This window comes from Streptomyces gelaticus (assembly GCF_014649535.1).
GTDB lineage: Bacteria > Actinomycetota > Actinomycetes > Streptomycetales > Streptomycetaceae > Streptomyces > Streptomyces gelaticus.
This window is the reverse complement of sequence record NZ_BMTF01000033.1, coordinates 1-19,243: the sequence shown is the minus strand read 5'-3', so window position 1 is coordinate 19,243 and position 19,243 is coordinate 1. Positions and strand designations below refer to the sequence as shown.

Here is a 19,243-nt window from a genome sequence, read left to right as displayed (position 1 = left end):
GCCCGCCGACCCCGATCGCCAGGGTGAGCATCGGTACCAGTACGAGAACCTGCCGGACCACCGTCGCGCGGTTCGATGCCAGCAGGCCGGCCGGGGTGGCCGCGGAGGCGACGTCCAGCGGCGCTTCGAGCACGGCCATGATCCCGAAGACGAGTCCGGCGCCCGCGCCGAAGATCAGGCCGAGGACCAGCATGTTGATGAGCGTGCCCTTGATCACCAGCTCGTTCGCGAGCGGGATTCCGTAGTACATCCGGCGCTGGAGGGCCAGGGCGCAGGCGCATCCGACGCCCATCACGAATCCGCCCAGCAGAACGGCGCCGAACCGGGCGACGAAGGTACGGACCGGTCTGCGGCCGACGCCGGTGCCCGCGCCGGGCAGCCGTAGCCGCACATGGGCCGGTTCGAAGGCCGCGGTGCCGAACCGGGCCAGGATCGCGTGGACGCATCCGAAGGCGAGACCGGCGACCGTCCCCATCGAACCCCCCAACAGGAGGGCCTCGCCGACCGGGAACGGCAGGTTGATCAGGTTGACGAACCACACGGCGAGCGCGACGCAGAGCGCCGAGGACACCACCACCGACAGCAGCCGCGTGGACAGCCGCAGCGAATCACCGATCCGCCACCATGCGAGGTCCTGCTGGTCGCCGTCGAGCCGGGCCAGGTGGTGGGCGAGATGGCCGAGCCAGCGCTCGGCGCGCTCCGGGTCCCGGTGCCGCTCCCGGCGGCCGGTGGCGCTCCGCTCGGCGACGCGGCGCCGGTAGACCGTCGGCACGAAGCCCGCCAGCAGATGTTCTTCGAGGGAGTTCTCGTCGGGGAAGCGGTCGGCGTCCAGCAGCTCCGCCGGATTCCTGTCGGGTGCCTCGCTGTACATCGTCCGCGCCAGGATGATCATGAGCGGGGTGCTCAGGACCCTGGCCAGGGGGCCGGCCGTCCCGCTCTCCCGGGTGCGCAGCCGGTCCAGTACGGGGGTCCAGACCGCCGCGCTCCCGCCGTCGCCGCGGGGGACCGGCCGGGCCGTCCGGGGCAGGTAGTCGGAGAGGTCGTCGAGGGTGAGATCGGTCAGTTCGAGACCGGCGGCCCAGACCAGCGGGGCACCGGCCTCCTGGACGGCCTCGGCGAACTCGCCGCGCCGGCTGGTCAGGACGAGCGGGAGCGAGGTGGCGTTGAGCACCTCCAGGGCCGTACGCCGCAGACCTTCCGCGATCTCGTCGAACCCGTCCAGGACCGGCAGCACGAGATCGGCGTCGACCAGGGCGGTGGCCAGCGTCGACCCGTCGGGGGCCCTGCGGGTGAGATGCGGATGGTCGCGCACCAGCCGGTCGATCAGCCAGTCCCGCAGCGCGATGGCCGTGGGGTCCCAGGAACCGAGACTGAAGATCACCGGCACCCGGTCGTGCGGCTCCCGGGCCTCCAACTGGTCCAGGACGAACCTGATCGTCAGGATCGATTTGCCGGATCCGGCCCGGCCGAGGACCACCAGCCGCCCGGACAGGACGCGCCGGTAGACCTCGGCCACACTGCCCAGATCGCCGCTCAGATCCATTCGGTCCGGCGTCGCCCCCGGCGGCAGACGCTGAATGTTCTCCGAATGGTCGGTCAGGAATTCGGGTGCGTCCTGCCAGCGCACGGGGAGCGGAAAGGGATCGTGGATGCGCCGGTGTTCCTCTTCGCGCTGCCAGCGGCGCCTGATTTCTCGGGCCAATTCGGTGGCGGCGGTGACGAGTTCTCCGTGAACGGGTGAGGCGGGGGAGGTGGGACGGACCTTTTGCCCGGAATTCCGTGCGGGATTCTGAGCGGAATTCTGTGCAGGTACGGATACGGATGCGGTGGCGGTGTCGGGAGCCGGTGCGGATTCGGGCGCGGGTTCGCCGGCCGGTTCGGCCTTCGACTTCGCGAGTGTGGCCGCGAGCCGCTGACGGTCCTCGGGCCCGGCCTCCAGTGCGTCCGCCAGCAGGTTCACCGTGCCCAGCCGATGATCGCCGGATCTGCCGTTCTCCAGTCTGCGGATCGTACGCACGCTCACCCCGGACCGCGCCTCCAGCTGCTCCTGCGTCAGCCCCGACCGATTCCGCAGCCGACGCAACAACGTGCCGAGCTGATCCGCCACTTCGACATCCTTCCACCACCGAGCGCGGTCGCGACGACCCTACCGGTGACGACCGGTCATATATGGCCGGTCGCCTGTCCTGTTCGCGGAATGGCGCGAACAGCACGATCGGTGGTGCCCGGCCGGTGCGCCGACACGGGGCGGCGCACTCCGCCGGGCATCCGGGAAGCAGATGGCGTCCACGGGGCCGGACCGGCACCGGCATCGGACCTGATCGCCTCTCATGGCTTTCTCCTGCTAAGACTCATGAGGAGTTGACATGGCCTACCGATTCTGGTGCGGCGAATGCGGATTCAAGACGCCGTGGCTCGCCGAGTCCGAGGGCGCAAAACGCCAACTGGAGCACTACGCCAAGCAGCACCCGGGAATTCTCGCCGGTGGCCATGTGGAGACCAACCGGAAAAATCCGCAAGGCGGCCTCGGCTGCCTCCAAGTGGCGGGAATTCTCGTCCTTCTGCTGATCATCGCGGCCGCGTGCCAACGCTGAGGCGCGACCGAATCCCACCAGAAAGCCGGAATGACCGACCGACCGAAAGGGACAGGAAAGAACATGAGCATGCGTGACTATTCCGGAGCAGGCGTCGAGACCGGCGGGGCGAACCAGGACACCGGTGGCGCAGCCCGGCGCTCCTCGCGGGTGCGCAGGCACCGGCGCTGGCTGCTGCCGGTGGCCACCGCGGCCTGCCTGCTGATGACCGGTGTCGGCCCGGCGACCGCCGCCGCCCCGGCCACCGGCTCCTCGGCCGCCGCGGCCCAGACCCCCGCCGACATCCTGCAGGCCGGCGCCCAGCAGGGGATCGCCGACGGGTACCCGGGCGTGATCGGCATGGTGCGGAAGGGCGACAGCACCCAGTACGTGCACGCGGGTGTCGGTGACCGAGCGACCAAGGTGCCCGCAGACCCGAAGGCGAAGTTCCGGATCGGCAGCAACACCAAGGCGTTCATCTCCACCGTGCTGCTCCAACTGGAGGGCGAGAAGCGGCTCTCGCTGGACGACACCGTCGCCAAGTGGCTGCCGGGGGCGGTCGCCGCCAACGGCTACGACGGCTCGAAGATCACGATCCGTCAACTGCTCAACCACACCTCGGGCCTGCCCGACTACCTCGGTGCCCTGCAGATCAACGGGCCCTACTTCCTCAACACCAATCCGAGGGAGGTCTTCCCGCCGCAGAAGCTGGTCGACGTCGCCCTCGGCATGCGTGCGCCGACGACCGGGCCGGGCGAGAAGTTCGGTTACTCCAACACCAACTATGTGCTCGCAGGCATGGTGATCAAGGCCGTCACCGGCTCGGAACCGGCCGCGGAGGTCCAGCGGCGCATCATCGAGCCGCTCGGTCTGCGCGACACCAGCTTCCCCACCGCCGACCCCGCGCTCTACGGCAACTACCTCCACGGCTATGTGATCCGGGCGATCCTCATCGACGACGGCACGGTCTCCAACGTGCAGGTCACCGGGAGCGCCGGTGCCATGGTGTCGACCATGGACGACCTGGCCACCTTCTCCCGGGCGCTGCTGACCGGAAAGCTCCTGGAGCCCGCCCAGCTGGCCGAACTCAAGACCACCGTCCCCGTGACCGCCGACATCGGCTACGGGCTGGGCATCGAGCACATGAAGCTCTCCTGCGGGAAGTGGGCCTGGGGCCACAACGGCGCGGTGCTCGGCTACTTCAGCGAGTGGCTGAGCAGTGAGGACGGCACCGAGCAGGTGCTGCACGCGAACAACGAGTACCACCTGCTTGCCGGTACGCCGGGGCAGGCCCACACGGGCAAGGCCATGACCGACGCGTTCTGCGCGCTCTGAGGACCGCGACCGGAAGGGCTCTCCCGGCGGCCGGGCCGATATGCGGCCCGGCCGCCGGCCGGGGCCTTCCCCCCACAGCGAGAGCCGCGCGCTCTCGGAGAGGACACCCGATGAGAACACCGCCGACCACCTGGCGGGCGCGGACGAGGACGGCTGTCGCCGCCGCCGCGCTGACCGTGACCGCGATGCTCGCGGCCCCGCCCGCACATGCCGGGGGCGCCGCCCCTCCGGTGCTGACCGACGGATTCGGCCTGACCCAGGTCGCCGGGGGCACCGAGGTGCACTCGGACGACGACTTCACCATCACCGTGACCACCCCGCAGGTGGCCGGGAAGCACAAGATCCGCATCTTCCTGCCCAGCGGCTACCGCACCGAGCCCGGCAAACGCTGGCCGGTGGCGTACTTCCTGCACGGCGGGCCGGGAAACCCGGACGACGCCGCGGCCGCCCCGGCGCTGCGTTCGGACTCGATGATCACCGTCGTGCCGGACGGCGGCCGCAAGGGCTGGTACGCCGACTGGCTCATGCAGAACACCGCCGAGGGCGCCGCCAACTGGGAGACCTTCCATCTGAAGCAGGTCGTCCCCTTCATCGACGCCAACCTGCGCACCATCGCCGACAAACGCCATCGGGCCGTCGTCGGGCTGTCGATGGGCGGGTTCGGCGCCCTGCACTACGGCGAGGCCCGGCCCGATCTCTTCGGCCACGTCGCCTCGCTGTCCGGCGGCATCGACTTCGGCATGGCGGAGGTCCGCGCGGCGGTCCTGGCCACGGAACTCAACATCACGGGCGCCTGGTGCGCCGTGAGCACCTCCACTCCGTCCGGGACCGGCCGGTGCACCGGTTACGGGCCCACGGTCGACAGCGACGCGATCTTCGGCTCCCCGTACCCGGTCCTGAACGCGGACCGGATCTGGAAGGCGGTCGACCCCGCCGCCCCGGTCAACCTGGCCAAGCTCGCCGGGACCGACGTCACCCTCTACACCGGCGACAACGACGTGATCGACCACTTCACCGCGATCGCCGCCAGGAACGTCAAGACCCGCATGGACACGCTCGGTCTGCCCAGCCGCCTGGTCGACTACGGCGACGGGTCGGCGCTCGCTCCCACCTGTGACGGCGGCCACAACTACGGCTGCTGGGCGCCCGCGCTCGCCGACTACGTGCCCCGCCTTCAGGACTCCTTCGACGCGGCGGGCTGACCCGGACGACAACGGCCCGGCAACGGCCCCGGCGGGCGAACGCTCGCCGGGGCCCACGCACGGCGCCGGCGCTTCGGACGGACGTTAAGGGGGTTCTCATACGGGCCGCCTAGCGTGCGCAACATGAACCCCAGGACCCCCACGAGCCCCACCGTTCCCGCCGACCCCGAAGCATCCGCAGCAGCAGAAGCATCCGACGCCGAGGCGACCGTGACCAAGAAGACCGCGGCCGAGGATGCCTCGTACGACATGGACAAGGCCGCGGGGAAATCACGCACGGCGGCCGAATCGAAAGCCGAAGCCGAAGCCGAAGCCGTGGCCGAGGACGAAGCCGAGGACGACGACCTGGACCTGGACGACCTCGACGACGACTCCGGCAAGCAGCCCTCCGGCCTCGGCGCGGCGGCCGCCGCCGTGGCCGCGGCCGGTCTCGGGGTCGTCGCGCTCACCGGGTCCTGGACCGGCAAGATCGCCGCCGAACGCGAGACCCTGATCGGCCAGATCAAGACCTCGGGCGGCGGCACCGCCGCCCAGCAGATCTCCGAGATCTACGGCGACGCGTGGCACGCCACCGCACTGGTCAACGGACTCTTCGCCCTGCTCGCCCTGCTGGTCGGAGTCTTCGCCCTGGTCCGCCCGGCCTTCGGCCCACCCTCCGCGCACCCGCAGCCCGGCTGGGTCCGCGCCGTGGCCACCGCCGGCGTCGCGCTCGGTGTCCTGGGCCTGGTGATCTCCGCGGCCATGTACTTCGACCTCATCGTGCCGCTGCCGACCGCGACCGCCGCCCAGTGACCACGACGGCCGGCGGACACGGACGCGTACGGAGCGGGTGACCTCCACGGACCAGGCCCGACGGCCGACTCGTAGGGCATCCGCCCGAGGTGCCCGGCCCCGCACAGGACGGCGCCCGCACCGGGATACGGCACCCCGCCCCGCGAAGATGCGGATCCTGCCCGATGCGGCGACACCCCCTGGAGGACGACAGTCGGGGGCGGCAGAGAACCACTGCCGCCCCCGGCCCCGACGGGCCGTCGTTCTCGAGGAGAAGCTCATGCACACGTACCGGCTCCACGAGCTGCATGCCGCCGAACTGCGCCGCCGGGCCGAGCAGGACCGGCTCGTCCAGGAGGCCGTCCGCGCCCGCCGGGACGCCCGCAGGGCCGCCCGGCACTCCGGGCGCGGGGAGGCCGAGGGGCCGGTGAGCAGCGACCGGAAGCGATTCGTCCACGCCGCGTGAGGCCGCACCCGTATGCGATGCTCGGCGACGTGGAGACCAGGTCCGTCAGTCCCGTCTTCGTCGGCCGCGAGGGCGAGTTCGCCTCGCTCGTCGACGCCCTCGCCCGCGCCTGCGCGGAGGGCACCGACGTCCCGGGCGAACCGCAGGCGCTGCTCATCGGCGGCGAGGCGGGGGTCGGCAAGACCCGGCTGGTCGAGGAGTTCCTCGCGGCCGCGGTCCGCCGCGGCGCGGCCGTCGCGGTCGGCGGCTGTGTCGAGATCGGCGCCGACGGACTGCCCTACGCCCCGTTCCCCACCGCGCTGCGGGCCCTGCGCCGCACCCTGCCCGACGAGGTCGCCGCGGCCTGCGCCGGGCAGGAGGGCGAGCTGGCCCGGCTGCTTCCCGAACTCGGCGAGGCCGACCGGGACGCCACGGACGAGCACAGCACCGCCCGCCTCTTCGAGCTCACCGCCAGACTCCTGGAACGCATCTCCGCCGATCGCATCGTCGTCCTCGTACTGGAGGACCTGCACTGGGCCGACGCCTCCACCCGCCACCTCCTCGCCTACCTCTTCCGCACCGTGCGCCACGGCCGCCTCGTCGTGATCGGCACCTACCGCTCCGACGACATCCACCGCCGTCACCCCCTGCGGCCCCTCCTTGCCGAACTGGACCGGCTGCGCACCGTCCGCCGGATCGAACTCGCCCGCTTCAGCCGCGCCGAGGTGTGCCGTCAGCTCACCGGCATCCTCGCCGCCACCCCCGAGGCCGCCCTCGTGGACGAGATCTTCGAACGGTCCGACGGCAACGCCTTCTTCGTCGAGGAACTCGCCTGCAGCCTGGAGAGCGGTGACCGCTCCCGGCTCTCCGACTCGCTGCGCGACCTCCTGCTCGTACGGGTCGAGGCGCTCCCGGACGCCGCCCAGCAGGTCGCCCGGGCCGTCGCCGAGGGCGGCTCCACCGTCGAGTACGGACTGCTGGCCGCGGTCGCCGGGCTGACCGAGGACGGACTCATCGAGGCGCTGCGGGCCGCCGTCGGTGCCAACCTGCTGCTCACCACCCCGGAGGGCAACGGCTACCGCTTCCGGCACTCCCTGGTCCGCGAGGCCGTCAGCGACGACCTGCTGCCCGGCGAGCGCTCCCGGCTCAACCGGCGCTACGCCGAGGCCCTGGAGGCCGACCCCGCTCTCGTCCGCGCCGACGAGCGCGCCACCCGTCTCGCCAGCTACTGGTACGGCGCACACGATGCCGCCAAGGCCCTGCCCGCCGTGCTGAAGGCCTCCGTCGAGGCCCGTCGCCGCTACGCGTTCTCCGAACAACTCCGCCTGCTGGAACGGGCGATGGAACTGTGGGACGACGCCCCCGACGACGTACGCCGCACCCTGCGGCCCATGGACTACGCCGAGGGCTACCCGGTCTGCGGCTGCGACCCCGACACCGCGCCGCTGCGCTGTCTCGACCTGATGGCCGAGGCCACCGTCGCCGCCCGGTTCGGCGGGGAGCGCGAACGCGCCCTGGCCATCGCCAAGAAGGCCATGCGGGTCCTGGCGGACGAGGACGACCCGCTGCGCGCCGCCTGGTTCTGGGTCCAGCGCTCCCGGCTGATGCAGGACCTCGGCCGCGGCGACGGCCGCGCCGAACTGGCCACCGCCCAGGAGCTCGTCCGCGGCCTGCCCCCGTCCGCCGTGCACGCCGATGTCCTGACGAGCGTGGCGGGATGGGGCGCCCTGCACCGCCCCGGCGCCGAGACCCTGCTCGACGCCGACCGGGCGGTGGAGTACGCCAGGCTCGTCGGCGACGAGTACATCGAGCTGCACGCCCGGCTCATCCGCGGTCGGCTCACCGCCGAGGCGGGCGGCGTCGACGAGGGCATCGCGGAGATGTACGCCGTCCGCGAGCGCGCCGACGAACTGCACCTGGCCGGCATCATGAGCCGGGCCGGCATCGACCTGCCCTCCACCCTCGAATCGATGGGCCGCTCCCTGGAGGCCGTGGCCGCCGCGGACCACGGCATCGAGATCAGCCGCAGCCGTGGCATCGCCGACATGGAGGCCCGGGTCCGCTGCAACCGGGCGACCTCGCTGTTCTCCCTGGGGCACTGGGACGAGAGCCGGGCCACCACCGACGCGGCGGCCCGCGCCGCCCGGTCCGGCAAGGCGCGGGGCCTCGTGGCCCTGCATCGCACCGAACTCGCCCTGGCCCGGGGTGACCTGACCGAGGCGGAGGCGCAACTCGCCCTGACCCGGCGCAGTTTCGGCTCCCGTGATCCGCAGCTCCAGCACGTCATCGCCCCCGCGCGCCATGCCATGGCCCTCGCCGCGCAGCAGGGCCGGCTGGCCGAGGCGCGGGCCGAGTTCGAGGCCCGGTCGGAGCAGGGATTCCCGCCCGGCACCCAGCAGTACGCCCTGCCGCTGCTCCATGTCGCGGCAGCCACCGAGGCCGATGCCCGGGGCCTGCCCACCGCCGACCCCGGACGGCCGGCGATCCTCGCCCGCATCCGCGCCCACTTGAAGGGGCTGCCGATGCTCGTCCCCGTCTGGGCCGCCCACGGTCTCCTGATCGATGCCGAGCTGGCCAGGGCCGAGGGCCTCGACACCCCCGACCACTGGTCCCGTGCGGCGGCCGCCTTCGCGCCCCTGCACCGCCCCTACGAGCTGGCCCGGATCCGGCACCGCTGGGCCGAGGCCCTCCTCGTCACCGCCGGCGACCGGTCCACCGTCACCACCCTGCTGCGCGAGGCCCACCGCACCGTCGTGCGGCTCGGCGCGCGCCCGCTGACCGAGACCGTCGAGCTGTTGGCCGGCCGCGCCCGCATCGCCCTCGGCGCCCCGGACGGCGGCACCGCACCCGAGATCCCGGCCGCCGTCACCGTCCCCGCCGAGGACGGCGCCGGCGACGGGGGCGCGGACCGGGAGCGCACCGGGGACCGCCTGCGCGAGGCGGCCGCGGCCGCGGTGGAGTCCTTCGGGCTGACGCGACGCGAACAGGATGTGCACCGGCTGGTCGCGGCGGGCCACACCAACCGCAGGATCGCCGAGGAGCTCTACATATCGCCCAAGACCGCGAGCGTGCACGTCTCCAGCATTCTCGCCAAGCTCGGCGTCACCACCCGCGGCGAGGCGGCCGCCCTCGCCCACCGGCTCCGCCTGTACCCCGCCCGGAACGACTCCTGACCAGGACCAGGATCAGGACCAAGGGCAAGGTCAGGGCCAAGGGCCAAGGGCCAGGGCCAGGACCAAGGCCAGGACCGGTGGCCGTACCCGGCCCGCCCCGCTCGCTCAGGGCCGGGCGTCCGTGGTGTCCGGGCCGTCCGTGTCCCCGTCCGCCTCCGGGGCAGGGTCCTGTCCGTGCCCCCGGTCCGCGGCGGAGCCCCCGCCGGGCGCCCTGACGACCACCTTCCCGGAGGTCAGGTCTATCGGCCCGCGGCCCGGGTCGCCGACGCCCAGATCCACCCGGGTCAGCTCCAGCCGCTTCTGCTCGTCGGCGGTGTGCTTGCGGCCCGGAGCGAAGAGTTCCTCGAAGAAGTTGAACACCGGCTGCACGCCCTTTCACCTGCTGTAGCCGCTACCGCACCGCCAACTCCAGGATCCTGTCGTCTCCCGGCTTCGGGGTGCCGCGGGTGTCCGTATTGCTCGTGACGAGCCAGAGCCTGTCGCCGCCTGCGGCGAGCACGGTACGCAGACGGCCGTACTTCCCTTTCAGGAACGACTGCGGGGCCGCCAGAGGTTCCTTCCCGCCGCTGCCGGAAAGCGGAATCCGCCAGAGCCGTTCACCGCGCAGGCCGGCCATCCAGATCGAACCCTTGACGAAGGCGATCCCGCTCGGGGACGCCTCGGACGGCTTCCACTGTGCCACGGGGTCGATGAAACCCTTCCGGCCCGCCCGGCCCTCGGCCTCCGGCCAGCCGTAGTTCCCGCCCGGCACGATCCGGTTCAGCTCGTCCCAGGTGTCGTGCCCGAACTCGGACGCCCACAGCTGCTCCTGCCCGTCCCAGGCCAGCCCCTCCACATTGCGGTGGCCGTACGAATACACCACGGAGTCGGCCGCCGGATTGCCGTGCAGCGGCTCCCCGTCCGGGGTCATCCGCAGGATCTTGCCGGCGAGCGACTTCTTGTCCTGGGCGAGACTGCCGTCGCCCGTCTCCCCGGTACCCGCGTACAGCATGTGGTCCGGGCCGAAGGCGATCCGCCCGCCGTTGTGGATCGCCCCCTTGGGGATGCCGCGCAGGATCGTGTCCGGCGCGCCCAGCAGCCGACCGGGGGTGGTGCCGTTCTCGTCGTACTGCATGCGGGCGATGCGGTTGTCGGACTCGGTCGTGAAGTACGCGTACACCAGATGGTCCGCGCCGTACGTGGGGGAGACCGCGATCCCCAGCAGTCCGCCCTCACCGGCGGGCGACACCCCGGGCACCGCGCCCAGCAGGGTCTTCCTGCCGGTCTTCCCGTCGATCCGGGTGATCGTGCCCTTGTCGCGGGAGGAGACCAGCAGGTCGCCGCCGGGCAGCGCCGCCAGCCCCCAGGGCGAGTCCAGGCCCTCGGTGAGCGTCGACACCACCCTCACCGAACCCTTCGCGGGCGGCAGGGACGGCGAGGCGGACGGCTTCGGGGCGGCGGGGGAGGAGCGGGCCACCGGTGGCGTTCCGCCGATGCCCGCCACGCTGCCGGAGCCGCCGTCCGAGGAGCACCCCGCGGTCAGCACCAGCGATCCGGCGGCCAGCGCGGCCACCGTCCCGCGGCGCAGGCCCCGGCGGCGGTCCCGCGGCCCGGCGGGGCCTCGTACAGATCCGAACAGAACACCGCGCACAGCACCGATCCCTTCGACGGCCACCTGACTACTGCTCTCACATCGCGGCCCCGTCACGGGGCTCCCGATGCCCGCCAATTCTGCCGACCCGTGCTCGTGGGCGGGGGGATCTCAGTCCCAGGACCCCTGTGCCCGGGGCAGTCCGGCGATCTCCGCCAGATCCCGCGGGGTCAGGGTCAGCCCGGCCGCCCCCGCGTTCTCCACCGCCCACCGCTCCCGCTTGGTGCCCGGCACCGGCACCACGTGCGGGCCCTGCCGCAGCACCCAGGCCAGTGCCACCTGCGCGGCCGTCGCCCCGTGCCGCTCGGCGATCCGCCGCAGCCCGACGACCACCGGCTGGTTCGCCGCCATCATCTCCGCCGTGAACCGGGGATGCCGGGCGCGCAGATCGTCCGGCTCGAAGCCCTGTCCCGGCGTCAGCGTGCCGGTCAGATAGCCGTTGCCCAGCGGCATCGCCGCCAGCAGCCCCACGCCCCGCGCCGTGCACCACGGAAGCAGCGACTCCAGCGCCTCCGGCGACCAGACGGAGAGCTCCGCCTGCACCGCGCTCACCGGGAAGACCTGCTGTACCCGGTCCAGCTGACGGATCGTTTCGTCGTACATTCGGGATCCCGGCCTGCGGGAAGCCCGTGCCCCCACCGCACAGAGCCCGAGCGCCCGCACCTTTCCGGCGGTCACCAGGTCCGCCATCGCGCCCCAGGTCTCCTCGACGGGCACCTCGGGGTCGGCCCGGTGCAGCTGGTACAGATCGATCACATCGGTCTGGAGCCGGCGCAGCGAGGCGTCGCAGGCCCGCCGCACATAGCCGGGCCGGCCATTGGCCACGATGTGCTGGTCGCCCACCAGCAGTCCGCACTTGGTGGAGACGAACGCGTCCGACCTGCGGCCCTTCAGGGCTCGCCCCACCAGCAGCTCATTGGTGAACGGCCCGTACATGTCGGCCGTGTCGAGCAGTTGGACGCCCGCGTCGAGCGCGGCGTGCACCGTACGCAACGCACGGTCACCGCGCTGCTGCGAGGCGCTGTACGCCCAGCTCATCGGCATGCAGCCGAGACCGACCGCCCCCACGGCGAGCGCCGCCGCACCGAGACTCCTGCGCTCCAACTCCCCGATCCTCCCCAGGCCCAGCCGTCGGACCGGGCCCACGCCCCGCCGTCCACGGGACCGCACCGCACCCCAAAGTAACCTCTGCCGCCCGCCCGGCCTCGCACGGCCTCCGCCGATTAGCCTCCTGACCATGACTTCGACGAAGACGCCCGACGTGACGAAGACGCCCGACGTATGGATGCCGTTCCCGGCCGACGAGATCGACGGGCTCCCCGAGGGGCTCAACTACCGGTTCTGGGACGGTGAACCGGACTACCCCGCCGACCCCGCCGACTGCGCCTTCTACGTCGTGCCGTACATGAAGGGATCCGCGGTCGCGGTCCGGCCGCTCGGCGGCATGGCGGGCGTCCAGGTCGTGCAGACGCTCTCCGCAGGCATCGACCACGTCGAGCCCGGACTCGGTCTGCTGCCGCCCGGGGTGCTGCTGTGCAACGCCAAGGGGGTCCACGAGGCGTCCACCGCGGAGCTCGCCCTCACCCTGATTCTTTCCTGCCTGCGTGGCGTCCCCGGCTTCGTCCATGGTCAGGACGAGGAGGAGTGGCGGTCCGGCTTCTACCCCGCGCTCGCCGACAAGTCCGTGCTGATCGTGGGGTACGGATCGATCGGCGCCGCGATCGAGGACCGGCTCGCGCCCTTCGAATGTGCGCGCGTTGCGCGTGTCGCGCGTCACGCGCGGACAACCGCACACGGCCCCGTGCACACGCTCGACGACCTGCCGGCGCTGCTGTCCGAGGCCGATGTCGTCGTGCTGTCCACCCCGCTGAACCCGTCCACACAGGGGCTGGTCGACGCGGAGTTCCTCGCCGCGATGCCGGACGGGGCACTGCTCGTGAACGTCGCACGGGGCGGCGTCGTCGACACCGAGGCACTGCTGCTCGAACTCCAGTCCGGCCGTCTGCGCGCCGCCCTCGATGTCACCGACCCGGAACCGCTGCCCGCCGGCCACCCTCTCTGGCATGCTCCGAACGTCCTGATCACTCCTCATGTGGGCGGCAGCACCTCGGCCTTCGAGCCGCGCGCCAAGCGCCTGCTGGCCGGGCAGCTGCGCCGGTTCGCCGCAAGGGAGCCGGTGCTGAACGTGGTACGCACCACGAGCTGACCACGCTGCGGAGGCTCTCGGTCGCACACAGTTCCGACAACAGCCCGGGTCGTCACGCAGAGTAGAGCGACTATGTCCCTGAGTGACCGGTCTGGTGTATCGTCCCGAAAGGGGCGCTGCGCCGTGGAAGGGGACGGCGCCGGGGAGGACGCGACACGCGAGGGGGCGACGGGCGATGTACGGCCGATGGGTGCATGATCCGAAACCGCCGGACAGCCGACGGGGGCCGGCGGGACGCCGGGTGCGAGCGCACCCGACGACACCGGGGGCGCCCCGGTGAGCGCGCCGGCCGATGCCCTCGGCGCCCTCCTCTCCCGGAGGCCGGCCGCGGGCGGCGCCTCCGCGCTGGTCTGGCAGATCCTGCTCGGCGTCGTCTGGGTCGGATATGCCGCTGGGGCGGCCCTCGGCTGGGGTTCGCCGCAACTGGCTTTCATCATGGGGGATTTCGGCCTCAGCGCAGCGGCGCTGATCGCCGCAGTCTCCTGCTTCCGCTACGCACGGGCCGGCAGCAGCCGGTTCCGGCCCGCCTGGCTGCTCTTCTCGCTCTCCTCACTCATGGCCTCCGCGGGCAACGCGGTCTGGGGCTGGTACGAGGTCGTGCTCGGGCTCCCGGTGCCCACCCCCTCCCTGGCCGATGTCTTCTTCCTCTGCTTCGCGCCGCCCGCCATCGTCGGGCTGCTCGTCCTCGCCAAGCGCCCCGTCACCCGGGCCGGCTGGCTCTGCCTCGCGCTGGACTCCTGGCTGATCGGCGGATCGCTCCTCACGCTCTCCTGGAGCCTCGCCCTCGCCCACACCGCCCAGCTGGTGGACGCCGAGGGGGTGAGCGTGGCCCGCGCGGCGCTCGCGCTGGCCTATCCGCTGCTCGACATCGTGCTGGTCTCCATGGTGCTGGCCCTGCACTTCCGGCGGTCCAGCATCAACCGCTCCGCAGTGAACACCGCCGTCGCGGCGCTCGCCCTGACGGTCCTGTCCGACGCCCTGTTCACCTCGCCGCTGCTGCGCCAGACCTACCACTCCGGCCAGATGCTGGACGCCGGCTGGTTCGCCGGCTCGCTGCTCCTCGCGTACGCCCCCTGGGGTGCGAACAGGGCCGCGGACAACGCGTTGCCGCCACGCAGTACGCAGCCCGTCAGCCGACCCATCGCGGGATCGCTGGCCGCGCTGACGCCCTATCTCGCCGCCGCCGTATGCACCCTCGGCATTCTCTACAACGCCGTCGACGGCCGCCGGGTGGACCGCGTCGTGCTCCTCACCGGCTGCACGGTGGTGCTCGCCCTGGTCGTCCGGCAGGGCATCATGCTCGTCGACAACATCGCCCTCACCCAGGAGCTGGCGCAGAAGGAGAACCACTTCCGCTCCCTGGTGCAGGGCTCCAGCGACGTCATCATGATCGCCGCCCCCACCGGTGTGCTGCGCTACGTCAGCCCCGCCGCCGCCGGGGTGTACGGGCGCGATGCCGACGACCTGGTCGGCGCCGAGCTCGCCTCGATCATCCACCCCGAGGACCTGGGGCAGGTGGTCCACGAGGTGCGCCGGTTCCTCGCCGCCCCGCCGAGCGAGGAACCCACCACCCGGATCGAGTGCCGCTTCAGATCCGGTACGGGCGACTGGCTCAACGTCGAATCCACGGTCAACCGCCATCAGGGCGGGCTGATCCTCAACAGCCGCGACGTGACCGAACGGGTCCGGCTGCAGGCCCAGTTGCAGCACAATGCCGAGCACGACCCGCTCACCGACCTGCCCAATCGGGCCCTGTTCACCAATCGGGTCCGCCAGGCCCTCGGCGGCCGCCGCTCCGGCGACTCCGGCACCGCCGTGCTCTTCATCGACCTCGACGGCTTCAAGGCGGTCAACGACCGCCTCGGCCACCAGGCGGGCGACGAACTCCTCGTCCAGGCCGCCCACCGTCTCCGCGAATCCGTCCGGGCGGGCGACACCGCGGCCCGCCTCGGCGGCGACGAGTTCGCGACGATCATCCTGGGCGACGGCACCCGCGACCAGTCCGCCCTTGAGTGCCAGGTCCACGAGATCGCCGACCGGCTGCGCCTCACCCTCTCCGAGCCGTACCGGATCGGCGCCGGAGAGGTCCGGGTCGCCGCATCCATCGGGGTCGCCTTCGCCGAGCCCGGCATCACCCCCAGCGACCTCATGCGCAACGCCGACCTCGCCATGTACCGCGCCAAGGCGGGCGGGAAGGACCGCGTCGAGCTCTACGCCCCGCAGATGCAGGCCGATGTGGTACGCCGCTCCGAGCTGGCCGCCCGGCTGCGCACCGCCCTGCGCGACGGCGAGTTCGCTCTGCTCCACCAGCCCGTCGTGCACCTCGCCAGCGGCGAGGTCGTCGCCGCCCAGGCCCGCTGGCGCTCCGCCCAGGGCATCCTGTTCACCCCGGCCGAGTTCCTCCGCGTCGCCGAGGACAGCGACCGCACCGCCGAGCTCGGCCGCTGGCTCCTCGAAGCGGCGGTCGAGCAGGCCGCCGACCGGGCCAGGGCCGGGCACCCGGTCTCCGTCGCCGTGCGGCTCTCCGCCCGCCGGCTCCTCGACAAGGGGATGCCGTTCGGCTCCGTCGAGGCGCTGCTCACCCGGCACGGCCTGCCCTCCGGGTCCCTGATGATCGAGGTCTCCGACAGCGACCCCCGGATCTCCTTCGACGAACTGGAGCAGCGTCTCGTGGCCCTGCGCCGCATCGGTGTCCGCATCGCCCTCGACGGCTTCGGCAGCGGCTACGCCGCGATCAACGCCCTGCGCCGGCTCCCCATCGACGTACTGAAGCTGGACCGCGGCCTCGTCGAGGGCGTGGTGGAGTCCGCCCGGCTGCACAAGATCACCAGCGGCCTGCTGCGGATCGCCTGCGACCTCGGCATGCAGTCCGTGGCCGACGGGGTCGACGTACCGGAGCAGGTCCTCGCGCTGCGAGCCATGGGTTGTACGCACGGCCAGGGGATGGCCTTCTCCGGGCCGCTCGACGAGTACCGGCTGCGCCGTGCCCTGGCTCGCGGCGAGTTCCCGGTGCCCGGCAGCACCATGGCTCAGCCGGTCCTGACCGGCGGCTCGGTCCCGCTCCTGAGCGGTTCACATATTGAGACGCCCATCCCACCCACTTGACACGTCGAGTGCGTCGGAGAGAGGGTCTATGCCATGCGCACCCGAATTCTCGTACTTGGAAAGCGCGTCGGCTGAAGCAGAGTCCCGCCAGGCACTCTGTGGACCACACCGACGCGCTCCCCTCGCTTGCCTCACGGCACGAGGGGTTTTTTGTTGCACCGGCACCACACAAACTGTCGCAAAACACCCGCAGAAACCCTCAGCTTCGAGAAGAGAATGCCGATGACCGAGCAGGCCACCGGGGCCCACCATCCCCAGCCGCGGGCCCGTAACGGCGGACCGTCCGCCGCCACCGTTGAGCACGTCACGGGCGCGCAGTCCCTCATCCGCTCCCTCGAGGAGGTGGGGGCCGACACGGTATTCGGCATTCCCGGCGGCGCCATCCTTCCGGCGTACGACCCGATGATGGACTCCACCCGGGTCCGCCACGTGCTGGTCCGCCACGAGCAGGGTGCCGGGCACGCGGCCACCGGCTACGCGCAGGCCACCGGCAAGGTCGGCGTCTGCATGGCCACCTCGGGCCCCGGTGCCACCAACCTGGTCACCCCGATCGCCGACGCCCACATGGACTCCGTCCCGCTGGTCGCGATCACCGGCCAGGTCGCCTCCAAGGCGATCGGCACGGACGCCTTCCAGGAGGCCGACATCTGCGGCATCACGATGCCGGTCACCAAGCACAACTTCCTGGTCACCAAGGCCGAGGACATTCCGCACACGATCGCGGAGGCCTTCCACATCGCCTCCACCGGCCGCCCGGGACCGGTCCTCGTCGACATCGCCAAGGACGCCCTCCAGGCGCAGACCACGTTCAGCTGGCCGCCCACCCAGGACCTGCCCGGCTACCGCCCGGTCACCAAGCCGCACGCCAAGCAGATCCGCGAGGCCGCCAAGCTGATCACCCAGGCCAGGCGCCCGGTGCTGTACGTCGGCGGCGGCGTCATCAAGGCGGGGGCCACCGCCGAACTGAAGGTCCTCGCAGAGCTCACCGGAGCGCCCGTCACCACCACACTGATGGCGCTCGGCGCATTCCCCGACAGCCACCCGCTGCACGTCGGAATGCCGGGCATGCACGGTGCGGTCACCGCCGTCACCGCGCTGCAGAAGGCCGACCTGATCGTCGCCCTCGGAGCCCGCTTCGACGACCGCGTCACCGGCAAGCTGGACAGCTTCGCCCCGTACGCCAAGATCGTCCACGCCGACATCGACCCGGCCGAGATCGGCAAGAACCGCGCCGCCGACGTCCCGATCGTCGGGGACGCCCGCGAGGTCCTGGCCGACCTGGTCCAGGCCGTCCAGGCCGAGCACACCGAGGGCCACGTCGGCGACTATGCCGCCTGGTGGAAGGACCTCAACCGCTGGCGCGACACCTACCCGCTCGGCTACGACCTGCCCGAGGACGGCAGCCTCTCGCCGCAGCAGGTCATCCAGCGCATCGGACAGCTCGCCCCCGAGGGCACGATCTTCGCGGCGGGCGTCGGCCAGCACCAGATGTGGGCCTCGCACTTCATCCAGTACGAGCAGCCCGCCACCTGGCTGAACTCCGGCGGCGCCGGGACGATGGGTTACGCGGTCCCGGCCGCGATGGGCGCCAAGGCCGGCATGCCGGACCGCACGGTCTGGGCGATCGACGGTGACGGCTGCTTCCAGATGACCAACCAGGAACTCACCACCTGCGCGCTCAACAACATCCCGATCAAGGTCGCGATCATCAACAACGGCGCGCTCGGGATGGTCCGCCAGTGGCAGACCCTGTTCTACAACCAGCGGTACTCCAACACCGTGCTGCACTCCGGCGCGGACACCGAGGGCGTCCCGGCGAAGGGCACCCGCGTCCCGGACTTCGTCAAGCTGTCCGAGGCCATGGGCTGCCACGCGATCCGCTGCGAGGACCCGGCCGACCTGGACAAGGTCATCGCCGAGGCCAACTCCATCAACGACCGCCCGGTCGTGGTGGACTTCATCGTCCACGAGGACGCCATGGTGTGGCCGATGGTCGCCGCCGGCACCTCGAACGACGAGGTCATGGCCGCCCGCGGGGTCCGTCCCGACTTCGGCGACAACGAAGACGACTGAGAGACAGAGAGAGACCGACTCCATGTCCACCAAGCACACGCTCTCCGTCCTGGTCGAGAACAAGCCCGGTGTCCTCGCCCGGATCACCGCCCTGTTCTCCCGCCGCGGCTTCAACATCGACTCGCTCGCGGTCGGCACCACCGAACACCCCGACATCTCCCGCATCACCATCGTCGTGAGTGTCGAGGACCTGCCCCTGGAGCAGGTGACCAAGCAGCTCAACAAGCTGGTCAACGTCCTGAAGATCGTCGAACTCGAGCCCTCCGCTGCGATCCAGCGCGAGCTCGTCCTGGTGAAGGTCCGCGCCGACAACGAGACCCGCTCCCAGATCGTCGAGATCGTCAAGCTGTTCCGCGCCAAGACCGTGGACGTCTCCCCGGAGGCCGTCACGATCGAGGCGACCGGCGGCGCCGACAAGCTGGAGGCCATGCTCAAGATGCTGGAGCAGTACGGCATCAAGGAGCTGGTCCAGTCCGGCACCATCGCCATAGGGCGCGGCGCGCGCTCGATCACCGACCGCTCGCTGCGCGCCCTCGACCGTACGGCGTAGTACCCGCCGCCTCGCCGCCCGTATGGCGAGACCCGAAAACGTATCCGACGCACCCCGCCGTACGGTGGGACGCAACACCTGCACACCAAGGAGAAACCCAGTGGCCGAGCTGTTCTACGACGACGATGCCGACCTGTCCATCATCCAGGGCCGCAAGGTCGCGGTCATCGGCTACGGCAG

Annotated in this window: 14 protein-coding genes; 10 read left to right on the top strand and 4 right to left on the bottom strand. The window is 71.7% G+C overall.

Features of this window, described 5'->3' with window-relative positions; translation table 11 throughout:
- The coding region (locus tag IE107_RS31120) for a helix-turn-helix domain-containing protein (protein ID WP_229867380.1) at positions 1 to 2,107 on the bottom strand (2,107 nt) is incomplete at its 3' end.
- Between the two features lie 259 nt (positions 2,108 to 2,366).
- Here IE107_RS31120 and IE107_RS31115 point away from each other — a divergent pair.
- The 6 genes from IE107_RS31115 (at position 2,367) to IE107_RS31090 (ending at position 9,499) form a co-directional block, all read left to right on the top strand.
- Positions 2,367 to 2,594, top strand: a complete 228-nt coding sequence (locus tag IE107_RS31115; RefSeq protein WP_189547710.1) for a hypothetical protein — start codon at positions 2,367 to 2,369, stop codon at positions 2,592 to 2,594.
- Between the two features lie 69 nt (positions 2,595 to 2,663).
- Positions 2,664 to 3,908, top strand: a complete 1,245-nt coding sequence (locus IE107_RS31110) for a serine hydrolase domain-containing protein (protein ID WP_229867379.1) — start codon at positions 2,664 to 2,666, stop codon at positions 3,906 to 3,908.
- A 110-nt stretch (positions 3,909 to 4,018) separates the two neighbouring features.
- Positions 4,019 to 5,110 (top strand): alpha/beta hydrolase, encoded by a 1,092-nt coding sequence (locus IE107_RS31105; protein WP_189547709.1) that lies wholly within the window; start codon positions 4,019 to 4,021, stop codon positions 5,108 to 5,110.
- A gap of 123 nt (positions 5,111 to 5,233) precedes the next feature.
- On the top strand, positions 5,234 to 5,902 hold the full coding sequence (locus IE107_RS31100) for a hypothetical protein (protein WP_189547708.1): 669 nt from the start codon (positions 5,234 to 5,236) through the stop codon (positions 5,900 to 5,902).
- A gap of 259 nt (positions 5,903 to 6,161) precedes the next feature.
- Positions 6,162 to 6,347 carry a hypothetical protein gene (locus tag IE107_RS31095; RefSeq protein WP_189547707.1) on the top strand — a complete coding sequence of 62 codons (186 nt, stop codon included), beginning with the start codon at positions 6,162 to 6,164 and terminating at the stop codon, positions 6,345 to 6,347.
- Positions 6,348 to 6,364: 17 nt separating this feature from the next.
- Entirely contained in the window at positions 6,365 to 9,499 is a 3,135-nt protein-coding gene (locus tag IE107_RS31090) for a helix-turn-helix transcriptional regulator (protein WP_189547706.1), read from the top strand.
- Between the two features lie 105 nt (positions 9,500 to 9,604).
- Here the strand turns inward: IE107_RS31090 and IE107_RS36225 are convergent, their stop codons facing one another.
- The 3 genes from IE107_RS36225 to IE107_RS31075 all read right to left on the bottom strand — a co-directional run bounded on the left by IE107_RS36225 (position 9,605) and on the right by IE107_RS31075 (position 12,197).
- Positions 9,605 to 9,868: a DUF6191 domain-containing protein gene (locus IE107_RS36225; protein ID WP_189547749.1), complete on the bottom strand. Its 264-nt coding sequence runs from the start codon at positions 9,866 to 9,868 to the stop codon at positions 9,605 to 9,607.
- A gap of 22 nt (positions 9,869 to 9,890) precedes the next feature.
- Positions 9,891 to 11,051, bottom strand: a complete 1,161-nt coding sequence (locus IE107_RS31080) for a PQQ-dependent sugar dehydrogenase (protein ID WP_189547746.1) — start codon at positions 11,049 to 11,051, stop codon at positions 9,891 to 9,893.
- Positions 11,052 to 11,240: 189 nt separating this feature from the next.
- Positions 11,241 to 12,197 carry an aldo/keto reductase gene (locus IE107_RS31075; RefSeq protein WP_189547745.1) on the bottom strand — a complete coding sequence of 319 codons (957 nt, stop codon included), beginning with the start codon at positions 12,195 to 12,197 and terminating at the stop codon, positions 11,241 to 11,243.
- Between the two features lie 169 nt (positions 12,198 to 12,366).
- Here IE107_RS31075 and IE107_RS31070 point away from each other — a divergent pair, with 169 nt between their 5' ends.
- The 4 genes from IE107_RS31070 to ilvN all read left to right on the top strand — a co-directional run bounded on the left by IE107_RS31070 (position 12,367) and on the right by ilvN (position 19,063).
- A complete protein-coding gene (locus IE107_RS31070; RefSeq protein WP_189547705.1) occupies positions 12,367 to 13,335 on the top strand; it encodes a 2-hydroxyacid dehydrogenase in 969 nt (322 codons plus the stop codon).
- A gap of 276 nt (positions 13,336 to 13,611) precedes the next feature.
- On the top strand, positions 13,612 to 16,440 hold the full coding sequence (locus IE107_RS31065) for a putative bifunctional diguanylate cyclase/phosphodiesterase (protein ID WP_189547704.1): 2,829 nt from the start codon (positions 13,612 to 13,614) through the stop codon (positions 16,438 to 16,440).
- A gap of 216 nt (positions 16,441 to 16,656) precedes the next feature.
- Positions 16,657 to 18,513, top strand: a complete 1,857-nt coding sequence (locus IE107_RS31060) for an acetolactate synthase large subunit (protein ID WP_189547703.1) — start codon at positions 16,657 to 16,659, stop codon at positions 18,511 to 18,513.
- Positions 18,514 to 18,535: 22 nt separating this feature from the next.
- Positions 18,536 to 19,063: an acetolactate synthase small subunit gene (gene ilvN / locus IE107_RS31055; protein WP_148839397.1), complete on the top strand. Its 528-nt coding sequence runs from the start codon at positions 18,536 to 18,538 to the stop codon at positions 19,061 to 19,063.
- Positions 19,064 to 19,243: the final 180 nt, after the last annotated feature.